Here is a 24,688-nt window from a genome sequence, read left to right on the forward strand (position 1 = left end):
CCCCTAGGGTGAGTTCCGAGGCCAGAACCGCAAAACGTAACCCCGAGGAGCTTCACCATGTACGTCGTCACCGGTGCCACCGGCCAGCTCGGCCGTCTCGTCGTCGAGGGCCTGCTGGCCCAGGTCCCCGCGAGCGAGGTGGCCGTCGCCGTCCGCTCCGCCGAGAAGGCCGCCGACCTGGCCGCGCGCGGCGTCGCCGTCCGCGTGGTCGACTACGACAAGCCGGAGACCCTGGCCGGCGCCTTCGCCGAGGGCGACCGGGTGCTGCTGATCTCGGGCAGCGAGGTCGGCCGCCGGATCCCGCAGCACCGGGCCGTGGTGGAGGCCGCCAAGGCCGCCGGGGTCGCGCTGCTCGCCTACACCAGCATCCCCGGCGCGGCCACCTTCCGGCTGGCCGACGAGCACAAGGCGACCGAGGAGCTGATCCTGGCCTCCGGGCTGCCGCACGCGTTCCTGCGCAACGGCTGGTACACCGAGAACTACCTGGGCGACGCGGCCGGCACGGTGGCGCGCGGCGTGGTGCTCGGCAGCGCCGGGGACGGGCGGGTCGCCACCGCCCCGCGCCGGGACTACGCGGACGCGGCGGTCGCCGTCCTGGTCGGCGAGGGCCACGAGGGCCGGGTGTACGAGCTGAGCGGCGACGCCGCGTGGAGCCTGCCCGAGCTGGCCGCCGAGCTGGCGAAGGCCTCCGGCAAGCCGGTCGGGCACCGGGACGTCACCCCGGCCGAGCACCTGGACGCGCTGGTCGGCGCGGGCCTGCCGCAGGGCTTCGCCGAGGCCCTGGTGGACGTGGACGCGGGCATCGCGCGCGGCGAGCTGGCCGGCACCCCGGGCGACCTGGCCCGGCTGATCGGCCGCCCGACCGTCCCGCTGGCCGAGTCCGTCCGTACGGCCCTCGACGCCTGAGGCGACGGCTCCCGACCCCCGGGGCACCCGCCCTGAGCTCCCGGAACTCCGGACGGGTCCAGCATGCAGGCAATGTCATGACCAAAATCCGGAAACGGAGATGACAGTCGCCCCTCCCGCCCGCTACCGTCGCCATCGACACACGCGCGCGGGAGGGCACTCGGCCATGGCGGGAACAGACCAGCAGGACAACGGCCGGGGCCTCTGGTACGGCGTCGCCGCGTACGGCATCTGGGGCCTCTTCCCCCTGTTCTGGCCGCTACTGGAGCCGGGAGCCGCGGACGACATCCTGGCCAACCGGATGGTCTGGTCCCTGGTCGCGGTCGTCCTGCTGCTGGTCGCCCAGCGGCACTGGGGCTGGATACGCCCGCTGCTGCGCCAGCCCCGCCGGCTCGCCATGCTGGCCGGCGCGGCCACCGTGATCTCGGTCAACTGGGGCGTCTACATCTGGGCCGTCAACGCCGGCCACGTGGTCGAGACCAGCCTCGGCTACTTCATCAACCCCCTGGTCACCATCGGCTTCGGCGTCCTGGTGCTCAAGGAGCGGCTGCGCGGCGCCCAGTGGACGGCGGTGGGCATCGGCGCCGCCGCCGTCGCGGTGCTGTCCGTCGCGTACGGGCAGCTGCCCTGGATCGCGCTCACCCTGGCGCTCTCCTTCGCCACCTACGGCCTGCTGAAGAAGCAGGTCGGGCTGAGCGGCCTGGAGAGCCTGGCCGCCGAGAGCGCCTTCATGTTCCCGTTCGCCCTCGGCTACCTGGTCTACCTGGAGGTCAGCGGGCGCGGCACCTTCGGGCACACGGTGGCCGGCTCGTACGGCTGGGGGCACTCCGGGCTGCTGATGCTGAGCGGGGTGATCACCGCGATCCCGCTGCTGTTCTTCGGCGCGGCCGCCGTCCGGGTGCCGCTGACGGTGCTCGGCCTGCTGCAGTACCTGGCGCCGGTGTTCCAGTTCCTGATCGGCGTCGCGGTGTTCCACGAGTCCATGCCGCCCGCCCGCTGGGCCGGCTTCGGCCTGGTCTGGGTCGCGCTCGCGCTGCTCACCTGGGACGCGCTGCGCCAGGTGCGGGCCGACCGCGCGGTGCGGGCCGCCGCGGCGGTGCCGCAGCCCGCCCCCGTGGCGGCGACCGCCCCCGCGGCCGCCCCGGAGGCCGTCACGCGCTGATGTCCCGGCTGGTGAAGCGGGACCAGGCCGCCGAGCCGAACACGGCGACGTAGGCGGCCTGGAGGCCGAGGTCCTTCAGCACCCCGTCCCAGTACATCGGCGCCCGCAGCAGGTCCGCGAAGCTCAGCCAGTAGTGGGAGAACAGGAACGGGCTGACGGCGTGCAGCTGCGGGAAGACGTCCAGGATCTGGACGGTGACCACCAGCCCGACGGTCGCGGCCATCGCCGCGATGCCGCTGCCGGTGAGCGTGGAGACGAACAGCCCGATCGCCACCAGCCCGGCCAGTGAGGCCGCGACCACCAGCGCCACCAGCAGCGCGCGCAGCAGCGCGTCGCCGAGGCCGATGGTGTCCCCGGAGATCAGCGTGACCCGGCCGAGCGGGAAGAGCAGGGCACCCGCGGCCAGCGCCGTCACCGCGACCGCCGCCGTGGCCGCCAGGCAGAACACCAGCCCGGCGGTGAACTTGGCGGCCAGCAGCCTGGTCCGCCCGGCCGGGGCGACCAGCAGGTAGCGCAGCGTCCCGGCGGCCGCCTCGCCCGCCACCGAGTCCCCGGCGACCACGCCGACCGTCATCGGCAGGAAGACCGGCAGCGCGACCGCGAGCGCCGTGAAGACCAGGAACAGCCCGTTCTGCGTGGTCTGCGCGATGAAGCTCGGACCGCCGCCGCCCTGGTGCGGACTGTCCGTGTTGAGCTTGACCACCACCCCGATCAGGATCGGCAGCGCCGCCAGGATGCCCAGCAGCACCTTGGTGCGCATCCGGCGGAAGGTCAGGTGCAGCTCGCTGCGGAACAGCGCCAGGAACCCGGCCGCCGTCTGCGGCCGCCGGCCGGTCGTCAACGGCAGCGCCCCGCCCATGGCCGGTGCCTCAGCCCGCGACATCGAAGCCCTCCCCGGTCAGCGCCACGAAGGCGTCCTCCAACGTGCCCCGCTCCAGCCCGAAGCCGTGCACCCGCACCCCGGCCCCGACCAGCGCCGCGCACAGCCTGGGCAGCGCCTCCTCGTCCAGGACGCCCGGCTCGCCGTCCACCCGGTCCTCGCCGGGCACCAGGGCGGTGACCCGGTGGGCCGCCAGCACCTCCGCTGCCCGCGCCACGTCCGGGGTGCGGACCACCAGCCGGCCCTGCGCCCGGGCGGCCAGCTCGGCGACGGTGCCCTGCACCACCAGCCGGCCCCGGGACATCACCGCGGCATGGGTGCAGACCTGCTCGATCTCGTCCAGCAGGTGCGAGGAGAGGAACACCGTGGTGCCCTCCGCCGCGACCTCCCGGACCAGCGTCCGGATCTCCCGCATGCCCTGCGGGTCCAGCCCGTTGGTCGGCTCGTCCAGCACCAGCAGCTCGCGCGGCTGGAGCAGCGCGGAGGCCAGGCCCAGGCGCTGCTTCATGCCCAGCGAGTACGCGCGGGCCTTCTTGCCCGCCGCGGCGCTCAGACCGACCCGGTCCAGGGCCGTGTCGACGCGCCGGCGGCGGGTGCGCGGGTCGGCGGTCGGGTCGGCGGCGTCGAAGCGCACCAGGTTGTCCCGTCCGGTGAGGAAGCCGTACAGGGCCGGGCCCTCGATCAGCGCGCCCACCCGGGGCAGCACGGTGGCGACGGACTGCGGCATCGACTCGCCGAGGACGGTGGCCGCGCCCGAGGTGGGGGCGATCAGGCCCATCAGCATCCGGATGGTGGTGGTCTTGCCGGAGCCGTTGGGGCCCAGGAAGCCGAAGACGGAGCCGCGCGGCACGGCGAGGTCCAGGCCGTCCACGGCGAGCTGGCCGCCGCGGAAGCGCTTGGTCAGGCCGCGGGTCCGGATGACGTCGTCGGAAGCCGGAGCAGAAGCGGAAGCCGAAGTAGTGGGAGTCGAAGGAGCGGTAGGAGCGGGCACGGGCGCGGGGGCCGGGCGCGACGCGGCGCCCGGACCCCCGGCCGGCTCCGTAACGTCCCCCGTTACGGGAGCCTGGGTCATCCGTCAGTTCACCCCGGCGGCGTGCTGGAGGACCGGCAGGGTCACCGCGCCGGCCAGGACCCGGCCGTCGTCGGTGAGCAGGACGTTGAGCACCTTGGTGCTCACCAGGGTGCCGCCGGCGACCGGCTTGCCGAGCGACTTCACCATCGACTGCGGGTTCAGCGACTGGCCCGCGCCCGCCCCGTGGCCGCCGTGCTTGCCGCCCTTGGCGTCGCCCTTCGGCGCGCCGTCCGCGGCCCCGTCCACCGCGGCGGGCAGCCGGGTGGCGAGGACCGTCGTCCAGCCCTCGCCGATCACGTCGAGGCCCTCGGGCGCCCCGGTGCCCACGTGCTCCCGGGCGTCGCCCGGCGCGCCCTTGGCCGCGTCCTGCGCCTTCTGCTCCGTCACCTTGGCGCCCTTGGGGGCGGTGAAGTCGAAGGTCTTGGCGTCCGGCCGGGCGAAGGACACCTGGGTGAAGCGGACGTTCAGCACGGTGCTGCCGTCGATGGACTTCACCGCCACCGACAGCGGCACCCCGTTGTCGGCGGCCACCGCGATCCGCACCTCGGCGAGGGTCGAACCGGACTGGGTGGGCTTCACGCTCAGCTGGTAGGCGTTCTGCCCGGCCACCTTGGCCGTCCCGGCGACGGTCACCGAGGTGGTGCCGGCGCTCGCGGCCAGGAACTGCCTGGCGGCCTCCTGCGGGGTGGTCGGCAGCTCGGACAGCGGCGTCTTGGCGTGCTCCTGGCCGGCGGCCCGACCGGTCATGTGCACCGCGGAGTTGGACGAGCTGTCCCAGGCCCAGGCCTGGTCGCCGTTGCGGACCATGGAGTAGCCGGCCATCTTCTCCAGCACGTCCACCCGCTGGCGGTCCGGGCCGTCCACCGCGATCCGCAGCGTCTGGTCCCCACCGAGCAGGCCGAGCAGCTTGGACTGCGGGTCCGCGGTGGAGCCCCCGCCGTCACCGCCGTGCCCGCCGACCGCCCCGCCGAGGCCGGCGGCGCCGCTCAGCAGCTGGCCGGGCACGCCGAGGTCGGTCGAGATGGCGACCGACCCGGACAGCGCCTGGGTCTCGGAGCCGAGCACCTTCGCGACCAGCTGCTCCGCGCTCACCGCCGGCAGATCGGGCGCGCTGTCGGCGGCCAGTGCCGGGACCAGTCCCACCCCCGCGGCGATCGCGGCGACCACCGCCACCGGCACCCCGGCGCGCATCAGTACGCGCCGTCGGGAGCGGTACGGCGTACCGGCGTCCAGATCGTCCCCCGCCGCCTTCTCATTGGTCATGGCGTCCTCAACTCCTCCGCGAACACGTGTGGTTGGCCTTGCCCTTCCATTAGAGGCCGCCGCGCCGCCGCCGTCATCGCCCTGTGGGGCCAGATCGGGTTGACCTTCGTGGGTACGCCGACCCTGATGCCGCCTCAGGGTTGCATCCACCCGCGGTACCACCCCTGGCGTAGGGTCGCGCCATGGACGGAACCGCCACGGACTCCAGCACCCCGCCGACCGCGAACGCGATGCGCCGCGCCCTGCGCCGCGCCCGGGACGGCGTCGCCCTCGACGTGACCGAGGCCGCCGTGCTGCTGCAGGCCAGAGGCGAGGACCTGCTGGACCTCTGCGCGAGCGCCGCGAGGGTCCGCGACGCCGGACTCGAAGCGGCCGGCCGCCCCGGCGTCATCACCTATTCCAAGAGCGTCTTCATCCCGCTCACCCGGCTCTGCCGCGACAAGTGCCACTACTGCACCTTCGCCACCGTCCCCGGGAAGCTGCGCCGGGACGGGCACGGGATGTTCATGTCCCCGGACGAGGTGCTGGAGGTGGCCCGCCGCGGCGCCGAACTCGGCTGCAAGGAAGCCCTGATCACGCTCGGCGACAAGCCCGAGGACCGCTGGCCCGAGGCCCGCGAGTGGCTGGACGCGCACGGCTACGACGACACCATCGCCTACGTGCGCGCCATGTCGATCCGCATCCTGGAGGAGACCGGCCTGCTGCCGCACCTCAACCCCGGGGTGCTGGGCTGGACGGACTTCCAGCGGCTCAAGCCGGTCTCCGCCTCGATGGGCATGATGCTGGAGACCACCGCCACCCGGCTGTGGAGCGAGCCCGGCGGCCCGCACTTCGGCTCCCCGGACAAGGAGCCGGCCGTCCGGCTGCGGGTGCTGGAGGACGCCGGGCGCAGCTCCGTCCCGTTCACCAGCGGCCTGCTGATCGGCATCGGCGAGACGCACCAGGAGCGCGCCGAGTCGCTGTTCGCGCTGCGCAGGGTCTCCCGCGCCTACCACGGCGTCCAGGAGCTGATCCTGCAGAACTTCCGCGCCAAGCCGGACACCGCGATGCGCGGCATGCCGGACGCCGAACTGGACGAGCTGGTGGCCACGGTGGCCGTCGCCCGGCACCTGATGGGCCCGGCCGCCTGCCTCCAGGCCCCGCCGAACCTGGTGGACGGCGAGTACGAGCGGCTGATCGCGGCCGGCGTCGACGACTGGGGCGGGGTCTCCCCGCTCACCCCCGACCACGTCAACCCCGAGCGCCCCTGGCCGCAGATCGAGCGCCTCGCCGAGCGCTCGGCGGCGGCCGGCTTCGAGCTGCGCGAGCGCCTCGCCGTCTACCCCGAGTACGTGCTGCGCGGCGAGCCCTGGCTGGACCCGCGGGTGCTGCCGCACGTGCGCGCCCTGGCCGACCCGGCCACCGGCCTGGCGAACCCGGACGCCGTCGTCCGCGGCCTGCCCTGGCAGGAGCCCGAGGACCTGCCGGAGTCGTACGGGCGCACCGACCTGCACACCGCCGTCGACACCGAGGGCCGCACCGGCGACCGCCGGGCCGACTTCGAGGACGTGTACGGCGACTGGGAGGTGCTGCGCGAGCAGGTGCTCGCCAAGGGCGCGCCCGAGCGCCTCGCCGGGGACCTCCGGGAGGCCCTGGCGGTGGCCGCGGCCGACCCGGCGCGGCTGACCGACGACCAGGCGCTGGCCCTGTTCCACGCGGACGGCCCGGCCCTGGACGCGCTCTGCCGGATCGCCGACGACGTCCGCCGGGACGCCGTCGGGGACGACGTCACCTACTGCGTCACCAGGAACATCAACTTCACCAACGTCTGCTACACCGGCTGCCGCTTCTGCGCCTTCGCCCAGCGGCGCACCGACGCGGACGCCTACACCCTCTCCCTGGAGCAGGTCGCCGACCGGGCCGCGCAGGCCTGGGAGGTGGGCGCCACCGAGGTCTGCATGCAGGGCGGCATCCACCCGGACCTGCCCGGCACCGCCTACTTCGACATCGCCCGCGCGGTGAAGGAGCGGGTGCCCGGCATCCACGTGCACGCCTTCTCGCCGATGGAGGTGGTCAACGGCGCGACCCGCACCGGGCTGTCGATCCGGGACTGGCTGCAGCGCGCCAAGGAGTCGGGCCTGGACACCATCCCGGGCACCGCCGCCGAGATCCTCGACGACGAGGTCCGCTGGGTGCTCACCAAGGGCAAGCTGCCGGCCGCCACCTGGGTCGAGGTGGTCACCACCGCGCACGAGCTGGGCATCCGCTCCTCGTCCACGATGATGTACGGGCACGTGGACACCCCGGAGCACTGGCTCGGCCACCTGCGGCTGCTCGCCGGGATCCAGCAACGGACGGGCGGCTTCACCGAGTTCGTGACCCTGCCGTTCATCCACACCAACGCCCCGGTCTACCTGGCCGGCATCGCCCGGCCCGGCCCGAGCGCCCGGGACAACCGCGCGGTGGTCGCGATGGCCCGGCTGCTGCTGCACCCGCACATCCCCAACATCCAGACCAGCTGGGTCAAGCTGGGCGCCGAGGGCGCGGCCGAGATGCTCCGCTCGGGCGCCAACGACCTCGGCGGCACGCTGATGGAGGAGACCATCTCGCGGATGGCCGGCTCGGCGTACGGGAGCTACAAGTCGGTGCGCGACCTCCAGGCGATCGCCGAGGCGGCGGGCCGCCCGCACCGCCAGCGCACCACCACCTACGGCGAGGTGCCGGCCGAACGGCGGGCCGCGGCGCTGGCCTCGGACGGGCACCTGCCGGAGCTGCTGCCGGTGCTGGACTGAGGCCCGCGACGGTCCCGGCCGCCGCCCCGGTCGCCGTCCCGGCCGCCGTACGGGCGGCGGCCGGGACGGGGCGGTGAACTCCCGGGGACGGGTGCGCCGAAGTCCGGGGGACGGGGCCGGTCCGACCGGCTCTTCGAATACAGTGCGAGGGCGCGCGCCCGGCCGAGCGTCGCGCGGACCCCCACACGCCCGAGGAAAGGCGCCCCGTCGTGATGCCACTGTGGTCACGCGCCCAGCAGCAGGACTACCGCAGCCGGGTGCGGGGCTGTCTGCTCGGCGGTGCCATCGGCGACGCGCTCGGAGCCGGCGTCGAGTTCGAGTCGCTGGAGAAGATCCGGGCCCAGCACGGCCCGCAGGGCGTCACCGGCTACGTCCCCGCGTACGGGCGCACCGGCGCCGTCACCGACGACACCCAGCTCAGCCTCTTCACCGTCGACGGACTGATACGCGCCCACATCCGACGGGACACCGGCAGCTGGCACCCGCCCACCGACCTGCACCTGGCCTACCTGCGCTGGGCCGCCACCCAGCGCGACTGGGGCCCGGACGAGCGCCGCCCCGACCTCGGCTGGCTCGGCCGCGAGGAGTGGCTGTACGCCCAGCGCGCCCCCGGCCAGGGCTGCCTGTCCGGCCTCAGCGGGGCCCACGCCGAGCGGCTCGGCACCCTGGAGGCCCCCAAGAACCCGCACTCCAAGGGCTGCGGCACGGTGGTGCGGGCGGCGCCCTTCGGACTGCTCACCACCTGGGAGCCGGGCCTGGTGTTCCAGCTCGCGGTGGAGTGCTCGGTGCTCACCCACGGCCACCCCACCGGCTACCTCGCGGCGGGCGCGCTCGCGGTGATCGTCCAGTCCGTCGCCCGCGGCGGCACCCTGGAGGAGGGCGTCCACCTCGCGCTCGCCCTGCTCTCCGAGCGGTCGGCGCACGAGGAGACCACCGCGGCGCTGCGGGCCGCCCTGGACGCGGTGCGGGCCGGCGAGCCGTCCGCCGAGCGGGTCGAGGCGCTGGGGGAGGGCTGGGTCGCCGAGGAGGCGCTGGCGATCGGGGTCTACTGCGCCCTCGTCGCGCACGACGTCCGCTCGGGCCTGCTGCTCGCCGTCAACCACTCCGGGGACAGCGACTCCACCGGCGCGATCTGCGGCAACCTGCTCGGGGCGCTGCACGGGGACACCGCGCTGCCGCCGGGCCTGCTGGCCGGGCTCGAGGGGCGCGGGGCGATCCTCGAACTCGCCGACGACTTCGTGATGGAGCTGGTGCACGGCACCGAACTGCACGACCGGCGGACCCCGGAGGGCGCCAACTGGACCACCCGCTACCCGGTGGCGGGCTGAACCGGGGCCTTGTGTGCCGGAGTTGAACCGGGACCGGCCCTCAGGACCGGCCCTCGGGACCGGAGCCGGGCCGGGGCGGCCCCCGGAACGGGAGTTGCCCGTAGCGCCGGCCGCCGACGGGCGACGGACACCGCTACGGGCAACTGGTCCGAGTGCGGAACCGGAGGGGGTCAGCCCGGGAGCTCGCCGAAGGCGCCGCCCGCCGCCGCCGAGGCGAAGGTGTTCCACGCCTCGGTCGAGAAGCGCAGTTGGGGGCCCCGGGGGTCCTTGGAGTCCCGGACGGCCACCTCCCCCGCGCCGGGGACGGCGATCTCCACACAGGCGCCTTGGCCCCCGCTGTGACTGCTCTTGTGCCAAGGGGTTCCGTACTCGGACGGGGTGATCATTCGTGGAATTCCTTCTCGATGTCGGCTATCAGCGACCGGCTCTCCGAGACACCGAGTGCGGCCGCTCTCAGGTAGTCGTACAGACCGGTATAGCGGCGCACGTCCGCCTCCTTCTCCAGGTAGAGATCGCTCGTCACACCTTCGAAGTAGACAACTGTGGAATCGGCTGACTCGGGGAACTCCAGCAGCGAGAATGTCCCGGTCATTCCGGGATGGGCGCCGTGCGAGAACGGGATCACCTGGATGGTGATGTTCGGGCGCTGGCTGAGTTCCAGCATCTGCCGCAGCTGCTGGGCCATCACCGCCTTGCTGCCGACCTCGCGGCGCAGCACCGCCTCGTCTATGACGGTCCACAGGCTGCCCAGCTGGTTCTCGCCGTGGACGCGCTCCTGGCGCTTCATCCGGACCTGCACCCGGCGCTGCACGGCGACCGCGTCGGTGTCCGGCTGGGTGCCCTCGACCACGGCCTGGGCGTAGTGCTCGGTCTGCAGCAGGCCGGGGACGAAGGAGGACTCGTACGCGCGGATCGAGGAGGCCTCGGCCTCCAGCCCGATGTAGACGCTGTACGGGGTCGGCATGTCGTTGAAGTCGTGCCACCAGCCGCGCTGGCGGGACTCCTTGGCCATCTCCATCAGGCTGGCGCGCAACTGGTCGTCGGGCACCTTGTAGACGTCGCAGAGGTCGCGCACGTCGCGCTGGCTGATGCTGCGCCGGCCGTTCTCCAACCGGCTGATCTTCGACTGGGAGACCATCAGCCGGCCGGCGACCTCCTCCGCCGTCATACCGAGGCCCTCACGGAGTTTGCGCAGCTCCGAACCGAGGCGCCGACGGCGCACGGTGGGATTGACGTTGGCGGACACTTCGACCTCCGGCCGGACCTCTGGTGCTCGTTGGAACGGCAGTCCTCGGAACACTTCGGACATTGGGACCAACCCCCCTGACTTGGAGCAGCATGTCACCTTGGGCCAGGTCGGCGCCGGGGAATCACAGCAGCGCGGTAGAACAGATCATCGGAAAAGCACTTCCGCGAGACAGCGAAAGCCCCCAGGTGGTAATGCGGCTCGGACGACTCGGACAGGTACTGCGGAGGCCGTCCCCGGACCGGCCCGCACCTGCCCCGGCGCGTGCGGGGGGCGGGCGGTTGCCGGGCGTCCGGGGACGGCGAAGGGGCGGTCGCCGGGCGACTCGCGTCGCGGGGCGACCGCCCCTCGGTGCTGGTGGTGCCGGTGGTGCGTCCGGTGCGGCCGGTGCGCGTCGTGCTCCTGGCGCCGGTGGTACCGGTCGTGCGTCGGGTCGCTCGGCGCCCTCGGGCGGTGCGAGCGGGGCGGCGTGCGCCGCCGGGTGCGCGGCCGTTGGCGTCGGACGCGCGACCGGTGCCGGCGGGTGTGCGTCGGACGCGCGGCCGGTGGTGTCGGGCGCCGTGATGGCTGCCCGCCGGGCCGCGCGGACCGCCGCGGTCAGTGCGCTCCGCCGAGATCAGTGCACACCGCTGTGATCAGCGCACGCCGACCCGGGAGGCGGGGACCCGCCCGCCCGAACCCCGGCCCGCCGTACGGGCGCCAGGACGGCCGGAAGCGGCCCCGGAACCCTGGGAAGAACGGTTCTGCTGAGCCGGTAGGCCGTTCTGCACGTCCATCACGGCGTGCGCGACCATCCCGCCCAGCGGGTCGTACCGGATCAGGTCGCGCAGCCGCGACCGCGAGGACCGGCCCTCGTTGCCCGGGTACAGGTGCTTGCCCAGGCCGACCGAGTGGGCCAGCGCCGCGAGCGCCGCCGTCCGCGGATCCGGCGGGACGCCGGTGCGGATCGCGGTGTCCAGCCGCTGCTTGATCGCGGCGTTGGTGCAGTCGTCGGACGCCTGGTACCGGGTCGTCGGCAGCACGCCGCACACCTGGCCCGGTACGGCCGTGACCATGCCGCAGCGCTCCAGGTGCGCCAGATACGTCTGCCGCAGCCCCAGCCGGGGCCCGCCGATCCAGTGCGCCGCGCGGACCGGACTGCCGCGTCGGCGCAGCAGTTCCAGTGCATGGTCGAGGGTCGGGTCGCCGGTCGGCCGTGCGAGCACGACGGCGATCCGGTCTCCCTCCGGTACGATCCGTCCGGCCAGGGACAGCTCGACGAGCTGGGCCCCGGCAAGTCCGAGGTCGAGGGTCTGCGGCTGCGCCGTGGTACCCGTGGTCGGGTCCAAAGCGAGCAGCAAGAGTTCCTCGGGAACAGTTCTGCGGCTCTTGCCCATCCAAGCCTCCCCGCGTGGATGAGAGACAGGGTGACGCCTCTCACACGGGCTTGTCGAGTACGCCTCCGAATCGTGACCTTGCGGTGAAGGCGCGGAACCGGCGGCGGCGGGCCCTGCGTCTGAGCGGTGAACAGACCGCGGCGCGGCCGGGCGACGACAATAAGCGCCGGTCGGGCGGGGTGTGCGCGGCCGGAACGGCCGCCGGTGGCGGAGACTGTACAGGTACACGGGGCGGGGCGTCGGCTTCCCGAAATCGGGTTCGCCGGTGCCCCGCCGGGCGTTGAGGAGGCTGGGATACGTGGGCGAGTCCCCCGACAGGGTGCTGAGGGACGGCGACGAGCGGCAGCGGGACCGCGAACCCGAACGGACCGGTGCGGCGGCCGGCGCCGCCGGGCCGGCCGGGGGCGGCTCCGGTGCGGCGGCCGACCGGACGTCAGCCGCGGCTGAGACCGGGGCGACCGCGGAGACCTCCTCCGACGCCTCCTCCGACGCCTCCTCGGCCGCCGACTCCGGCACCGCCTCGGAGAGCCCCGCGGAGACCTCCGCCGAGGCCGCCCCGGAGGCGTCCGACGACGCCCCGGCGACGGCGCCCAAGGGCGGCTCGACCGTGCAGCTCCGAGTCCGGGATGTGGACAGCCGGACGACGATGCTGCGACTGCCGGTGGACAACCGGACCACCGCGCTGCGGCTGCCCGAGGAGCTGGTGAAGGCCGCCGGCAAGGGGAGTTCCGAAGGTGAGAGCGAGGAGAAGGAGTCCTCGTCGGAGACCGCGGAGGTGACGGAGCCCGCCGGGCGTCCGGTCGCCGCCGACCCGCGTCTCGCCATGCGGACAGGTGCCGCGGTGGCGGGGAAGGCCGGGGAGAAGACGGCCGAGCCGTCGGGGGAGACCGGCTCCGAGGGCGGCTCCGAGCCTGCCGCCGCACCGGTGGAGAAGGCGGCGGAGAAGCTCGACGAAGCGGCCGACGAAGCGGCCGACAAGACCGACGAAGCCGCCACGGCGGAGCCGGTCGAGAAGGCTGCGAAGGCCGAGAAGGCCGAGAAGGCCGAGAAGACCGAGAAGAGCGAGAAGGCAGGGAAGGCCGAGGAGACCCCGGAGGAGACCGGCGACACCGGTGACGACGAGGCCGCTCCCGCCATCGGCTCCGTGACCCTCGCGCTGACCAAGCCCGCTCAGCCCGCTCAGCCCGGTCAGTCGGGCCAGTCGGGTCAGTCGGGCCAGCGGCCGGGTCAGGCCGAGAAGTTGGAGAAGCCCGCGCCGCTGCGCGCCTCCGCGGCCGCCGCCGTCCCCGGGACCGGCACCGTGCCGGAGCCGAAGCCCGAGCCCAGGCCCGAGCCCAAGCCGCTTCCCGAGCCCGAGCCGACCCCCGGTCCGGCGCCGCTGCCGAAGCCGACCCCCGAGCCCGCCCCCGTACCGGCCCCGAAGCCGCTGCCGGAGCCCGACCCGCGGCCGGTGCCGCCGGTCCCGCCGCTGCCCAAGCCCGAACCGCTGCCCGCCCCGGAGCCGCTGCCGTCGCCGGAGAACACCGCCGAGGCGATGGAGGTCCTGGCCTCCCTCAACGCCCGCCCGGTCTCGCCGCTGCGGCGCGCCCTCAAGCGGGTGACCATCTGGACCGTCTTCCTCGCCGTGGTGCTCGGCGCGCTCGCGGTGGCCCAGCTGCTGCGTCCGCTGCCGGACCCCAAGCTGAAGATGACCGCCGCGGGCAGCTACAGCTTCTCCGGCGACGTGCTCGACCTCGCCTGGCCGGCCAAGGGCCAGTCCGCCGCCGAGGTGGTCGGCGTCGGCAGCCTCGGCAGCTCGGGCCAGGAGACGCCGTCCTCGATCGCCAGCGTCACCAAGGTGATGAACGCCTACCTGATCCTCCAGAAGTTCCCCCTGAAGAAGGGGGAGAGCGGTCCGAAGATCACCGTCGACAAGCAGGCCGCGCAGGAGTCCGGCAACGTCGACGAGTCCCGGGTGACCCTCACCGAGGGCCAGGTCATCACCGAGTACCAGGCGCTGGAACTGCTGATGCTGCCCTCGGCCAACAACGTGGCCCGGCTGCTCGCCCGCTTCCACTCCGGCTCCGAGGACGCGTTCGTCAAGCTGATGAACGACACCGCGACCAAGTTCGGCATGACCAACACCATCTACGCCGACCCGGCGGGTTTCAGCGCGGACACCAAGTCCACCGCCAAGGACCAGCTGAAGCTGGCCGAGCAGGTCATGCAGGACGAGATCTTCCGGCAGATCGTCTCCACCCCGGAGACCAACTTCAACAACGTGAAGATCTCCAACACCAACAACCTGATCAACCCGAAGACCGGCGTCATCGGCGTCAAGACCGGTTCCAGCACCCCGGCCGGCGGCTGCCTGATGTGGGCCGCCTACAAGGAGATCGGCGGCGTGCAGCGGCTGATCCTCGGTGTCACGCTGGGCCAGCAGGCCACCTCGCCCAACCCGGGCGACGGCATCCTGCCGACCGTGCTGAAGGTCAGCGGCAAGCAGATCCAGGCCGCGCAGAACGGCGTGACCGGCCAGACCGTGGTGAAGAAGGGCGACGTCGTCGGCTCGGTGGACGACGGGATCGGCGGCAAGGTCGCGGTCGTCGCGACCAAGGACCTGGTGGTGGCGGGCTTCCCCGGCATCTCCGGCACGGTCACCCTGGACACCTCGAAGATCGGCCACCGCGCGCTGGCCGGCACGGAGGTCGGCACGCTGCGGGTGGGCGCGGGCGAGGACAAGGCGGAGGTCCCGGTGGCCCTCCAGTCCGACCTGAACCCGCCGTCCATCCAGTCCCGGTTGCTGCGCACGCTGTGAGGCGCTGAGCGGCTGAGGCGCTGAGGCGCCGACCGCGGGAAGGAAGAAGGGGAGCCGGTCCACACCGGCTCCCCTTCTTCCTTTTCTTCTTCGCCCCCTACACGTCCCGGTCGAGCAGTGCGAGCGTGAGGCCGCCGAGCGGCGTCACCCGGTCCGGGTCGCCGTACTGGGTGCGGAGCACCTGCGCCTGGTCGGTCGGCATCGCGCCCAGCGGGTCCTCGGTGTCGCCGAGGACCAGCAGCCATATCCGGGACACCCCGCCCAGGCAGTCCGCCGGCTGCGGGCAGGGCGTCGGGGAGAGGTCCTCGGCGTCGTCGGCGCTCTGCGCGACGAAGACCGGGAAGGGGACGACGTCCCGGGGCAGGTAGTAGCTGACGCCCGGCCAGGCCATCGCCCAGGCCTGGTCGCCCAGCGGGGCCGCCATCCCGTCCCCGGTGCGGTAGCCGGCCGCTATCTCCCGGGCCGCCGCCTTGAACGGCTCCTCCGAGCCGTTGTGCGAGTCCGCGTACCGGATCTCGGGCTGCTTCGGCAGCGCGACCACGGCCGGCGCCGCGAGCAGCCCGACCGTCAGCAGCCCGGCCACCGCGACGGCCCCCCGGGGCGCCCGGCCGCGCCGTCGGGCCAGGGCCGCCACCGCGCCGTACACCGCCCCGGCGCCGCCGCCGGCCAGCACCGCCCAGGCGGGCACCGTGAACAGCAGGTACCGCCCGAGGAAGTACGAGGTGTCGGTCAGCCGGGACACCAGCCAGACGCCCACCACCGGCAGCTCCGCGAGCAGGAGCGCCTGCCAGGCCTGGATCCGCCGGCCGGGCAGTGCCAGTGCCAGCAGCGCCAGCGGGACGAAGGCGTAGAAGACGAGGTCCGAGCCGAAGAGGCGCTCGCCGAAGTAGGCGAGGCCGCGCAGGGAGGGGGTCGGTATCCAGCCCAGCTGCCGGTCCGACTGCCGGCTGCCCAGGAGCACCACCGGCAGCACCGGCAGCGCCGCCACGGCGACCGCCAGCGGGTACTGCCACAGCAGCCGCCGGTCCGCCGCCGGACGGGTGCGCCACAGGTGCAGCGCCAGGAGCCCCAGCTGCCCGGCGACGGTGCTGAAGGAGACGAGGTGCCCGGCGCCGGCCAGCGCCATGGCCACGCAGTACGGCGCCCAGCGCCGCCAGGTCGGCCGCTCCAGGGCCCGCAGCAGGAAGTACGAGGCCGCCGCGATCGCGCAGGTCACCAGCGCGTAGGAGCGCGCCTCCTGGGCGTACCGGGAGATCTCCGGGGGCACCGCGAGCAGCAGTCCGGCGCCGACCGCCGCCACCTTGCTGCCGAACAGCCGTCGGGCGGTGAGCGCCACCAGCGCCGCCGCCCCGGCCATCGCCAGCACGGAGGGTATTCGCAGGGAGAGCGTCGAGTCGCCGAACACCGCCGTCCAGCCGTGCATCAGCAGGTAGTACGCGCCGTTGCTGGCGTCCACGTGCTGGAGCAGTCGCAGCAGGTCGCCCAGCGAGCGGGTGGACACCGTCCAGGTCGCCATCTCGTCCCGCCACAGGTCCGGCGTTCCCAGCCGGTACCCGCCCACCGCCAGCATGACCAGCGCGGGCCACACCCACACCTGCCCCAACAGCCGGCCCACCGGGCGCACAGCAGGTCTCATCGAGTCCTTCGTCTCCTTCACGCGACGCGCCGGGGCGGATCCCGCCCTGCCCGGCAGGCTACTTGACCCGCCCTGACGCGCCGTCGGCCACCCGCACCCCCTCCGCCGCCGTGCGGCGCCTCCCGCGGATCCCGCCCGGTCCGCGCCGCCGCGGCCCGATCCGACAAGATCCACAGGACGCACCCCGAGCCCCAGCCCCGATCCGGTACGCTGTGAACGGCCCGGCAGCACGCGGGCCCCGCCTCAGTAGCTCAGGGGATAGAGCACGGCTCTCCTAAAGCCGGTGTCGCAGGTTCGAATCCTGCCTGGGGCACAACGAACACGCAGGTCGCAGGCCCTCCGCCCATGTCGGGCGGGGGGCCTGTGCCGCTTTCCGGCGGTGCCCGACCGGTCCGGGGCCCTCGGCGTTCCCGGGGCTGACGGTGTCAGGGGCGGCGTACCTCTCCGGGAGGAGGAGGGGGCGGGAGACCGTCCGCCCACGGATTGATCATGAAGCAGACCTCGTGCCGATGGCCCGCGGCCGCTCCGCTCCTAGGCTCGTCGAGACCCCTGCCGGAGCACCGTACCGGCCAGGGTGGACGAGCCGGGGAACCATGACGACGTACCGATACACCGTGGCCGAACTGCGCGGCCAACTGCGCCAACTGCTCCTGAGCGGGGCCGCGATCGCGCTCGGGGTGGCCTTCCTGATCGCCTCCGTCAGCGGCAGCGGGGCACTGGTCGACTCCTTCAGCCAGACCGCGGCCGCCGAGGTCGGGCCCGGTGACATCCAGGTGACCGGGAAGACCGCGGCCGGCGGTCTGGACGCGGCGGCGACGGAGCGGGTGCGGCAGACCGCCGGGGTGGCCGCGGTGGCGCCGAGGCTGACCGGCAAGGGCGGCGTGCTGGCCGCCGACGGGCGGCCGCTCGACCGCACCGCCGCGGTCAGCGCCGTCGCCGAGGACCCGGCGCTGCGCTGGCAGCTGCTCAAGGACGGCCGCTGGCCCGCCGGACCCGGCGAGGTGCTGCTCGACACCGGGACGGCGCACCGGCTGGACGCCGCCGTGGGCGCCGAGGTGCACCTGGCCCGGGCCGACGGCACCACCGCCACCGCCCGGCTGGTGGGCACCCTGGACGAGCGGGGCGCCCCGAGCCTCGCCGGGGTCCCGATCATCGGCGTCCCGGCGGACGCGGTCGCCGGCTACGCGGCCGGCGCCGTCACCGACCGGCTCGACGTCCGGGTCGCGCCCGGCGTTTCCCGGACCGGGACCGTCGAAGCCCTGCGCGCCGCCCTCGGCGCCGACGTCCAGGTGCACAGCCACGAGGCCTCGGTCAACGAGGCGACCCGGCAGAGCAGCACCCTGTACGGCATGGTGCTGATCGCCTCGCTCTCCTTCGTCCTGATCGCCCTCGCGGTGGCGCGGATGGTGGTCGGCAACACCTTCACCGTGGTGCTCGCCCAGCGGACCCGCCAGCTCGCCCTGCTGCGCTGCGTGGGCGCCGACCGGCAGCAGCTGCGCCGGCTGATCCGCCGCCAGGGGCTGCTGCTCGGGGTGGGCGCCTCGGCGACGGGCGTGCTGCTGGGCGTCGCCCTCGGCGCGGCCGGCACCGCCGTGGTCGGCGGGCTCGACCTCGGCCCGGTGCACCTGTCACTGCTGCCCTCCCCGCTGACCTGCCTGCTGGCCGGGCTGTTCGGCGTGCTGCTGACCCTGCTGGCCGTTCGCGGCCCGGCGAAGGCCGCCGCGGCCGTGCCGCCGATCGCCGCGCTCGGCGGCACCCCCGCGCCGGCCGACGGGGCCGCCCGGGTGCGGGCCGCGGTGTGGACCACCGGACTGCTGGTCGCGGGCACCGCGCTGCTGGTGGCCGGGGCGGTGGCCCCGCCACCGCTGTCGCTGCTCGCCGTCACCGTCGGCGCCATCGCCAACTTCTTCGGGGTGCTGCGGCTCTCCCACCGGGTGCTGCCCGCCGTCGTCGCCGTGCTCGGCCGGCCCGCCCGGCGGCTCGGCGGTACGGCCGGGCGGCTCGCCACCCAGCAGCTGCGGCTCAACCCGGGCCGCACCGGGGCCACCGGCTCGGCGCTGCTGCTCGGCGTCACCGTGATGGTCGGCGCGGTCACCGCGCTGGACATCACCTCGCAGTCGCTGGTGCCCGTGGTGTCCGCGCGCCAGCCGGGGGTCTTCTCGGCGGCCGCCACCGGCGGCGGCGCCCTGCCCGCCGGGGCGCTCGGCGCGCTCGGCGCCGAGCACGGACTGACCGTGACCCCGGTCCGGTCCGCCACCGTCGACCTCGACGGCCGGCCCACCGTGGTCGCCGCTGTCGACGCCACCCGGCTCAACTCCTCGACGGACGACGTGGACCGGGCCCGCGCGCTCACCGAGGGCGGCGCGCTGAGCGGGCTCGGCGACACCGGGGTGCGCCGGGTCGGCGGCGTCGAGCTGCGGCTCCAACCCGGCCGCAGCAGCCTGCCGTTCACCCTGCAGAGCGGCGCCACCCTGCTGGTGGCGCCCGCGACCCTGGACCGCCTCGCCCCCGGCGCGCCCGTCACCACGGCCTGGATCAGCCCGGCCGCCGGCGAGGACCGGCCGACCGCCCGCCGCGCCCTGGACCGCGCCCTCGCCGACCACCCGCAGGTGACCGTCGCCGACACGGCCGCCCAGGCGGACACCCTGCGCTCCCTGCTGGACCGGCTGAAGACCATCAGCATGGCCCTGCTGTCCTTCTCCGTCGCCATCGCCGGCCTCGGCGTCGCCGCCACCCTGATGCTCAGCATCAGCGAACGCTCCCGCGAGATCGGCATGCTGCGCGCGATCGGGATGTCCCGCGAACAGCTCCGCCGGATGCTCACCCTGGAGGCGCTGCTGCTCTCCCTGGCCGGCGCCCTGGTCGGGACGGGCCTGGGGGCCGCCTACGGCTGGGCGGCCGCCCGCTCGATCACCTCGACGGTGGGGACGGTCGGCACCCCGCCGGTCCTGCCGGTGCTGGCCGCCCTGGGCCTGACCGTCCTGGTCGGCCTGGCCGCCGCGGTGCTCCCGGCCCGCCGGGTCGGGCGGATGAGCGCGGTGGCGGCGATGCGGGCCTCCTGACCGGGCCGGCAGCCGGGTGCCCGGCAACCGGCTGCCGGGGGGGTCGGCCCGGCGGGGTGCTCAGGCCAGGGTGAAGCGGGTCCGGGGCGCGGGCGGCCGGCCCGTGGTGAGGGCGAGGTCGGCGAGGAGGGTCTCGGTCTCGCGGGTGGTGCGCAGGACGTCCGGGTCGAGGTCGACGACGACGAGTTCGCGCCGGTCCTCGCCCGCCTCGGCGATCAGCCGGCCGTCCGGGCCCCAGACCGCGCTGCCGCCGCAGGTGTGCCACTCGCCGGTGCGGCCGATGTGGTTGGCGAGCACCGTGTAGAGGGTGTTGTCGAGCGCGCGGGCCGGGAACCAGGTGCGGGACTCGTGGTGGCCGTGGCCCATGCTGAACAGCGCGCCGACCAGGTAGGCGTGGCAGCCGTCGAGCGCTGCGGCGCGGGCGTGCTCGGGGAAGCCGGAGTCGTAGCAGACGCCGAGGCCGAGCCGCCAGCCGTCCAGTTCCAGGGTGCAGCCGGCCGTTCCGGGGCGGTAGTGCTCGCGTTCGCTCTTGAACAGGTGCTGCTTGTCGTAGCGGGTGACGAAGCCGCCGTCCGGGCCGAGGACGAGGGCGGAGATGCGCAGGTCGTCGCCGTCCCGTACGGCGGCGCCGACGATCGCGGCGGTGCCGGTCTCGCGGCAGGCCTCGGCGATCGGCGCGAGCCGCGGATCGCCGGGCTGGACCGCGTACCTGACGGGGTCGGCGCTGATCAGCTCGGGCTCGTAGCCGGAGAGGAACTTCTCCGCGAACAGCACCAGCCGGGCGCCGGCCCGGGCGGCCTCGCGGATCAGTCCGGCGGCCTGGGCGGCGTTGGCCGGTATGTCACCGGCCACGGCCTGGGCCTGGACGGTGGCGATCCGCAGCGGGCGCCCGGGGTAACCGGCCGGTGCGGTGGGGGCGTTGGGAGCCGTGGGAGCGGTGGGGGCAGGGGTGTCGGACATGGCCGCCAACCTAGCGCGACGGCCCTCGGCCGGTGTCGGAGTAACGGGGCGGCGAGGGCGGGTCAGCGGGGTGACGGCGCCTCAGCGCACGGCCTCGTCCGGCCGGTCGGCGGGGTCGGACGGGTCCACCGGTTCGCCCGGGGCGCCGTCCCGCGCGCCGTGCGGTCCGTCCTCGTCCAGCGGGGCGGCGGTGCCCGAGGGGTGCCCGGCCGACACGAGGACCCGCTGCACCCGGGGCCTGGTACGCCAGTTGACCCGCCGTACGTCCTGGGCCAGCGCGCCGGGGCGCCACACCTGGATCACGGCGGTCACGGTGCCCAGCACGATCCCGGCGGCCAGCCAGCCGGCCAGCACGTCGCTGGGCCAGTGCACGCCGAGCGCGACCCGGGTCCAGCCGATGGTCAGCACCGTCGCCGCGGCCACCAGGCAGGCGGCGGTCCGGCCGCGCCGGCGGACCCGGTACCAGAGCAGGCCGACCAGGACGGCGCAGGTGATCGCCGAGGCCATGGCGTGCCCGGAGGGGAAGGACGGCCCGCCGGCGTGCGAGACGGGATCGGTGAAGGAGGGGCGGGCGCGGTCGAAGGACAGCTTCAGCGCCCACAGGACGCCCCAGCCGACGAGGGCCTGGGCGGCCACCCAGCCGGCCAGCACCCGGGCGCCGATCAACCAGAGCCACCCGGCGGCGATTCCGAGAAGCGTACGCATCGTGACGGTGCCGCCGATGTCCGAGAGCGTCTGCACCGAGGCGGTCCAGATCCGGTGCTCCCGGGCGTACGTGTGCAGTTCGCCGATCCACTCCTGGTCGAAGCGGGCGAGCGGGCGCCATTGGCCGGTGACCAGGGCCGCCAGCAGGCCGAACAGCGCGGCACAGCCCAGCGCGAGCGCGGCGTCCCGAAGGAGACTGCGATTACGCGCAGTGAGGATGGTCGTGCTGTTGGTCAGGTGCATGGCTGACACCTTCCCAGTGTCCCGTGCCGAGCAAGGGCCGGAGTGATAGCGATTCGGCATCGTTTGTGCGGAGGACCTGCGTGCGCCGGGGTGTGGGCCGGGACGGACGGCGGGGCGCGCGGGGAACGTCGGCGGCCGTTCGCGGGTTCAACGGGTGGGCGGTGGCCGCGTGAGGGTCGAGTGAAGAAAACACTCCCGGAGCGGTCACCCGATGACACGGGAAGTGCCCGACCGGTCACCCAGTGTCCAGAACCGGGGTGAAAACCGGCAGGATACTGCATCGCCGGGAAGAATCTGAGTGACTTGGGAATGTTGTCCGGAATCTGTTCGTTGGATCGTTACGTGTGAGGCCCCGAGGGGCCCGCATTTCTTGCCCTCACGAGGCAGGCAGGCAGACCTCGGCAACACCAGCAAAGGGAGCAAGCATGGCCACCCGTGCCGTCGTTCGCGACAGGGCCGACCGGAGTCGCGCGGCCCGCCCGACCAACCTCGAGGCCGACCGCGACCTGGTCGGCATGTACCTCGACGAGATCGCCAGGACGCCCCTGCTCGATGCCGCCGAGGAGGTCGAGCTCTCGCTGCGGATCGAGGCCGGCGTGTACGCCCAGCACATGCTGGACGAGGGCGAACTCCCCGACGGCGTCACGCGCGAGGAGCTGGAGGCGATAGCCGCCGACGCCGAGCGCGCCAAGGACGTCTTCATCCGCTCCAACCTCCGGCTCGTGGTCGCCGTCGCCCGCCGCTACCCGCGCAGCGGCCTGCCGCTGCTGGACCTCATCCAGGAGGGCAACGCGGGCCTGGTGCGCGCCGTCGAGAAGTTCGACTACGCCAAGGGCTTCAAGTTCTCCACGTACGCGACGTGGTGGATCCGGCAGGCGATCACCCGGTCCATCGCCGACCAGTCCCGCACCATCCGGCTGCCCGTGCACCTGGTGGAGGAGCTCGGGCGGATCCGGCGGGTGCAGCGGGAGAAGTCCAAGGAGCTGGGCCGCGAGGCGGAGCCGGCCGAGATCGCGGCCGAGCTGGACACCACCGAGGCCCGGATCAAGGACGTGCTGGACTGGGCGCGCGACCCGGTCAGCCTCAACATGTCGGTCGACGACGAGGGCGAGACCCAGTTCGGCGACCTCGTCGAGGACACCGGGGCCACGTCCCCCGAGGACGCCGTGATGGTCATGCTCCGCAGGGAGGAACTGGACGGCCTGATCGGGCGGTTGGACGACCGCACCGCTTCGATCATCCGCTCCCGCTACGGGATGGAGGACGGCCGCGAGCGCACCCTCACCGAGGTGGGCAAGCAGCACGGCCTCACCCGCGAGCGGATCCGCCAGATCGAGAAGCACGCGCTGGCCGAGCTGAAGAAGATCGCGGACCACGCAGGCTTCGAAGCCGCCTGAGAGGCCGCCGGGAAAGCAGCCTGAGGAAGCCGCCTGAGAGGCCGCCGGGGAAGCCTCCCGGCAGGCTGCCTGGACCCGCCCTCATCGGGCCCTGGTGCGGAGCGCCCCGCACCGGGGCCCGAGGCGTGCCACGGGGCTTTTAGGCTGGAGGAAAGGGACGAGCGGACGGAGTGGACGGCGTGAGCGAGCAGGGGCAGGAAAAGGACCGGGAGCAGGGCGGGGAACAGGAGCAGGAGCTCCGGAAGGCCGCGGCCGTGAAGGCCCGGCTGGTCTTCCGGGACCCGTTGGACCAGCAGTCCGGGGACGACACCGACGCAGGCTGGGGCGGCCGCCCCGGGGCGGGGGAGAGCGGTGGACGGGGGCTGGACTGGTACCTGAGCCAGCGCCCGCCGCACCACGGGGACTGAGGAACGGGGACGGGGGAACGGGGACCGGGGCCGAACGGCGCCCGCCGGTCAGCGCAGCGGCGCGACCAGTGCGTCGCGGATCTCGGTCAGCAGTTGGACCTCCTTGGCCTCGGCCTCCGCCGCCTCCTCGGCGAGGCTCTTGCGGTGGGCCGCCAGCCTGTTCATGGGCACGATCAGGGCGAAGTAGACGACCGCCGCGGTGATCAGGAACTGGAGCACGGCGCTGAGCACCGATCCCCACAGGATGAGGATCCCGGACGTGACCTCACCGGTCGGGCTCACCTCGCAGGGCCCCTTGAGGCAGGAACTGTAGGACGCGAGGTCCTTGGTCCCGAAGACGCCGACGATCGGATTGATCACGCCTTTGACGAAGGCGTTGACGATGTTGGTGAAAGCCGCGCCGATGACCACGGCGACGGCGAGTTCGACGACATTTCCGCGCAGCAGGAATTCCTTGAAGCCTTTCATGCCGCCTCGAACGACGAAGTCGCCTCCCGGTTACGGGTGATCTTCCGCAGCCCCGGACTGACAACCCGTCCGGCCCAGTGCGCCTCCCTGGGGCGGTGGCAGCCCGGCCCGCGCGGGCCCCAGTGCCAGCGCCGACGCCACCGCGAGCAGCACCAGGACGGGCACTGCGGCCCGCCGCCGCACCGCACTGCGCCAGCGGTGCCACCCGCCGCACCCGCGCCGGATCGGCGGGAAGCTCGGCAGCTCCTGCCGGGGCGGCACGGCGGGTGCGGGCAGCGGCAGGGGGAGGGAGAAGCTCGCGGTCGTCATCGACGCACCTCCGGGGTGTCGGCGGGCCGGCCCCTCGCGGACCGACCGGATGCCCACACGATGGGCGTTTCCGGCGAACTCGGAAAGCCCTTTCCCCAGGCCTGTGGACAACTCGCCCCTGTGGACAACTTCGTTCACTCGCCGGAGTGAGGTCGACCCCTCCGGGGTGACAGGGCGCCCGGGCGGGCATGCGAAAAGGCCCGCCGCCCCGCGTGGAAGCGGGGTCGACGGGCCTTTCCCTGGTCTACGGGCCGTCCGGGCCGATGGTGCCCGGCGCCGGGATCAGCTCGCGGCCGGAGCCGGGCTGGACGAGGTCGAGGAGCCGGAGCCCGACGACGTCGACGAGGAGGACGTGGACGCGGTGGACGACGTCGAGGGGGTCGACGACGACCCGGCGCCCACCGAGCTGCTGGAGGACGAACGGCTGTCGGTCCGGTAGAAGCCGGAGCCCTTGAACACGACGCCCACGGCCGAGAAGACCTTGCGGAGCCGTCCCTGGCAGTCGGGGCACGTGGTCAGCGCCTCGTCGGTGAACTTCTGCACCGCCTCCAGGCCGTTGCCGCACTCGGTGCACTGGTACTGGTACGTGGGCACTTGTCTTCCTCCTGGCACTCTCGCCTGATGAGTGCTAACGATGGTCAATGATGCGGCATTCCGCGGGATCAGTCCAGCGACCCCGGTGTGAGATCGGCCCCGGAGC

Annotated in this window: 20 protein-coding genes and 1 tRNA gene; 9 read left to right on the forward strand and 12 right to left on the reverse strand. The window is 74.0% G+C overall.

The annotated features are described in order from the left end of the window. Window positions 1-57 precede the first annotated feature (57 nt). Window positions 58-906 carry an SDR family oxidoreductase gene (locus tag AMK13_RS04240; protein ID WP_049659738.1) on the forward strand — a complete coding sequence of 283 codons (849 nt, stop codon included), beginning with the start codon at window positions 58-60 and terminating at the stop codon, window positions 904-906. A gap of 166 nt (window positions 907-1,072) precedes the next feature. Next, the gene (gene rarD / locus AMK13_RS04245; RefSeq protein ID WP_074001252.1) at window positions 1,073-2,068 is read left to right on the forward strand and encodes an EamA family transporter RarD; all 996 of its coding nucleotides are present in this window, start codon (window positions 1,073-1,075) and stop codon (window positions 2,066-2,068) included. Here rarD and AMK13_RS04250 read toward each other — a convergent pair. Genes AMK13_RS04250 through AMK13_RS04260 form a run of 3 tightly spaced genes read right to left on the reverse strand, consistent with a single transcriptional unit; the run spans window position 2,058 to window position 5,283 of the window. Continuing rightward, a complete protein-coding gene (locus AMK13_RS04250) occupies window positions 2,058-2,951 on the reverse strand; it encodes an ABC transporter permease (RefSeq protein WP_074001253.1) in 894 nt (297 codons plus the stop codon). The genes rarD and AMK13_RS04250 overlap by 11 nt on opposite strands. After that, window positions 2,938-4,020, reverse strand: a complete 1,083-nt coding sequence (locus AMK13_RS04255; RefSeq protein ID WP_079271836.1) for an ABC transporter ATP-binding protein — start codon at window positions 4,018-4,020, stop codon at window positions 2,938-2,940. The genes AMK13_RS04250 and AMK13_RS04255 overlap by 14 nt, the downstream gene beginning before the upstream one ends. 3 nt (window positions 4,021-4,023) lie before the next feature. Further along, window positions 4,024-5,283: a LolA family protein gene (locus AMK13_RS04260; protein ID WP_074001255.1), complete on the reverse strand. Its 1,260-nt coding sequence runs from the start codon at window positions 5,281-5,283 to the stop codon at window positions 4,024-4,026. A gap of 182 nt (window positions 5,284-5,465) precedes the next feature. Here AMK13_RS04260 and AMK13_RS04265 point away from each other — a divergent pair, with 182 nt between their 5' ends. Both AMK13_RS04265 and AMK13_RS04270 read left to right on the forward strand, forming a co-directional pair. Beyond that, entirely contained in the window at window positions 5,466-8,054 is a 2,589-nt protein-coding gene (locus AMK13_RS04265; protein WP_074001256.1) for a bifunctional FO biosynthesis protein CofGH, read from the forward strand. A 212-nt stretch (window positions 8,055-8,266) separates the two neighbouring features. Then, window positions 8,267-9,382 carry an ADP-ribosylglycohydrolase family protein gene (locus AMK13_RS04270; protein ID WP_049656224.1) on the forward strand — a complete coding sequence of 372 codons (1,116 nt, stop codon included), beginning with the start codon at window positions 8,267-8,269 and terminating at the stop codon, window positions 9,380-9,382. 170 nt (window positions 9,383-9,552) lie between these two features. On the opposite strand, the gene AMK13_RS04275 is transcribed toward AMK13_RS04270, so the two are convergent. From AMK13_RS04275 to AMK13_RS04285, 3 genes are all read right to left on the reverse strand, one after another. Continuing rightward, a complete protein-coding gene (locus AMK13_RS04275; RefSeq protein ID WP_049656225.1) occupies window positions 9,553-9,768 on the reverse strand; it encodes a DUF397 domain-containing protein in 216 nt (71 codons plus the stop codon). Then, entirely contained in the window at window positions 9,765-10,628 is an 864-nt protein-coding gene (locus AMK13_RS04280) for a helix-turn-helix domain-containing protein (RefSeq protein WP_049656226.1), read from the reverse strand. The genes AMK13_RS04275 and AMK13_RS04280 overlap by 4 nt, the downstream gene beginning before the upstream one ends. 635 nt (window positions 10,629-11,263) lie before the next feature. After that, a complete protein-coding gene (locus AMK13_RS04285) occupies window positions 11,264-12,004 on the reverse strand; it encodes a GOLPH3/VPS74 family protein (protein ID WP_049656970.1) in 741 nt (246 codons plus the stop codon). 298 nt (window positions 12,005-12,302) lie between these two features. On the opposite strand from AMK13_RS04285, the gene AMK13_RS42770 reads away from it, so the two are divergent. Beyond that, window positions 12,303-14,801, forward strand: a complete 2,499-nt coding sequence (locus AMK13_RS42770; RefSeq protein ID WP_074001257.1) for a hypothetical protein — start codon at window positions 12,303-12,305, stop codon at window positions 14,799-14,801. 97 nt (window positions 14,802-14,898) lie between these two features. On the opposite strand, the gene AMK13_RS04295 is transcribed toward AMK13_RS42770, so the two are convergent. Next, entirely contained in the window at window positions 14,899-16,437 is a 1,539-nt protein-coding gene (locus AMK13_RS04295) for a glycosyltransferase family 39 protein (RefSeq protein ID WP_079271838.1), read from the reverse strand. A 240-nt stretch (window positions 16,438-16,677) separates the two neighbouring features. On the opposite strand from AMK13_RS04295, the gene AMK13_RS04300 reads away from it, so the two are divergent. Continuing rightward, window positions 16,678-16,750 (forward strand) — tRNA-Arg (locus AMK13_RS04300). A 280-nt stretch (window positions 16,751-17,030) separates the two neighbouring features. Continuing rightward, complete coding sequence (locus AMK13_RS04305; RefSeq protein WP_074001259.1) at window positions 17,031-19,499, forward strand: FtsX-like permease family protein; 2,469 nt, start codon at window positions 17,031-17,033, stop codon at window positions 19,497-19,499. A gap of 60 nt (window positions 19,500-19,559) precedes the next feature. Here AMK13_RS04305 and AMK13_RS04310 read toward each other — a convergent pair whose 3' ends face one another. Both AMK13_RS04310 and AMK13_RS04315 read right to left on the reverse strand, forming a co-directional pair. Further along, entirely contained in the window at window positions 19,560-20,459 is a 900-nt protein-coding gene (locus AMK13_RS04310) for a carbon-nitrogen hydrolase family protein (protein WP_079271839.1), read from the reverse strand. A gap of 81 nt (window positions 20,460-20,540) precedes the next feature. Beyond that, window positions 20,541-21,407 carry a phosphatase PAP2 family protein gene (locus AMK13_RS04315; RefSeq protein ID WP_074001260.1) on the reverse strand — a complete coding sequence of 289 codons (867 nt, stop codon included), beginning with the start codon at window positions 21,405-21,407 and terminating at the stop codon, window positions 20,541-20,543. Between the two features lie 425 nt (window positions 21,408-21,832). On the opposite strand from AMK13_RS04315, the gene AMK13_RS04320 reads away from it, so the two are divergent. Both AMK13_RS04320 and AMK13_RS04325 read left to right on the forward strand, forming a co-directional pair. Then, window positions 21,833-22,804: a sigma-70 family RNA polymerase sigma factor gene (locus AMK13_RS04320; protein WP_049654530.1), complete on the forward strand. Its 972-nt coding sequence runs from the start codon at window positions 21,833-21,835 to the stop codon at window positions 22,802-22,804. Window positions 22,805-22,983: 179 nt separating this feature from the next. After that, a complete protein-coding gene (locus AMK13_RS04325) occupies window positions 22,984-23,211 on the forward strand; it encodes a hypothetical protein (protein WP_049654534.1) in 228 nt (75 codons plus the stop codon). Window positions 23,212-23,259: 48 nt separating this feature from the next. On the opposite strand, the gene mscL is transcribed toward AMK13_RS04325, so the two are convergent. From mscL to AMK13_RS04335, 3 genes are all read right to left on the reverse strand, one after another. After that, complete coding sequence (mscL, locus tag AMK13_RS04330) at window positions 23,260-23,679, reverse strand: large conductance mechanosensitive channel protein MscL (RefSeq protein WP_049654529.1); 420 nt, start codon at window positions 23,677-23,679, stop codon at window positions 23,260-23,262. A gap of 30 nt (window positions 23,680-23,709) precedes the next feature. Continuing rightward, window positions 23,710-23,988 (reverse strand): hypothetical protein, encoded by a 279-nt coding sequence (locus AMK13_RS42775; protein WP_143204480.1) that lies wholly within the window; start codon window positions 23,986-23,988, stop codon window positions 23,710-23,712. A 282-nt stretch (window positions 23,989-24,270) separates the two neighbouring features. Beyond that, window positions 24,271-24,582 (reverse strand): FmdB family zinc ribbon protein, encoded by a 312-nt coding sequence (locus tag AMK13_RS04335; protein ID WP_049654525.1) that lies wholly within the window; start codon window positions 24,580-24,582, stop codon window positions 24,271-24,273. Window positions 24,583-24,688: the final 106 nt, after the last annotated feature.

The organism is Streptomyces sp. CB02056 (assembly GCF_001905545.1).
GTDB lineage: Bacteria > Actinomycetota > Actinomycetes > Streptomycetales > Streptomycetaceae > Kitasatospora.

Coding starts and splice junctions, on each gene's coding strand:
- AMK13_RS04295 (WP_079271838.1), bottom strand. CDS start 16,437: ATGAGACCTGCTGTGCGCCCGGTGGGCCGGCTGTTGGGGCAGGTGTGG.
- AMK13_RS04305 (WP_074001259.1), top strand. CDS start 17,031: ATGACGACGTACCGATACACCGTGGCCGAACTGCGCGGCCAACTGCGC.
- AMK13_RS04260 (WP_074001255.1), bottom strand. CDS start 5,283: ATGACCAATGAGAAGGCGGCGGGGGACGATCTGGACGCCGGTACGCCG.
- AMK13_RS04255 (WP_079271836.1), bottom strand. CDS start 4,020: ATGACCCAGGCTCCCGTAACGGGGGACGTTACGGAGCCGGCCGGGGGT.
- AMK13_RS04320 (WP_049654530.1), top strand. CDS start 21,833: ATGGCCACCCGTGCCGTCGTTCGCGACAGGGCCGACCGGAGTCGCGCG.
- rarD (WP_074001252.1), top strand. CDS start 1,073: ATGGCGGGAACAGACCAGCAGGACAACGGCCGGGGCCTCTGGTACGGC.
- AMK13_RS04250 (WP_074001253.1), bottom strand. CDS start 2,951: ATGTCGCGGGCTGAGGCACCGGCCATGGGCGGGGCGCTGCCGTTGACG.
- AMK13_RS04265 (WP_074001256.1), top strand. CDS start 5,466: ATGGACGGAACCGCCACGGACTCCAGCACCCCGCCGACCGCGAACGCG.
- AMK13_RS04315 (WP_074001260.1), bottom strand. CDS start 21,407: ATGCACCTGACCAACAGCACGACCATCCTCACTGCGCGTAATCGCAGT.
- AMK13_RS04285 (WP_049656970.1), bottom strand. CDS start 12,004: ATGGGCAAGAGCCGCAGAACTGTTCCCGAGGAACTCTTGCTGCTCGCT.
- AMK13_RS04270 (WP_049656224.1), top strand. CDS start 8,267: ATGCCACTGTGGTCACGCGCCCAGCAGCAGGACTACCGCAGCCGGGTG.
- mscL (WP_049654529.1), bottom strand. CDS start 23,679: ATGAAAGGCTTCAAGGAATTCCTGCTGCGCGGAAATGTCGTCGAACTC.
- AMK13_RS42775 (WP_143204480.1), bottom strand. CDS start 23,988: ATGACGACCGCGAGCTTCTCCCTCCCCCTGCCGCTGCCCGCACCCGCC.
- AMK13_RS04310 (WP_079271839.1), bottom strand. CDS start 20,459: ATGTCCGACACCCCTGCCCCCACCGCTCCCACGGCTCCCAACGCCCCC.
- AMK13_RS04275 (WP_049656225.1), bottom strand. CDS start 9,768: ATGATCACCCCGTCCGAGTACGGAACCCCTTGGCACAAGAGCAGTCAC.
- AMK13_RS04240 (WP_049659738.1), top strand. CDS start 58: ATGTACGTCGTCACCGGTGCCACCGGCCAGCTCGGCCGTCTCGTCGTC.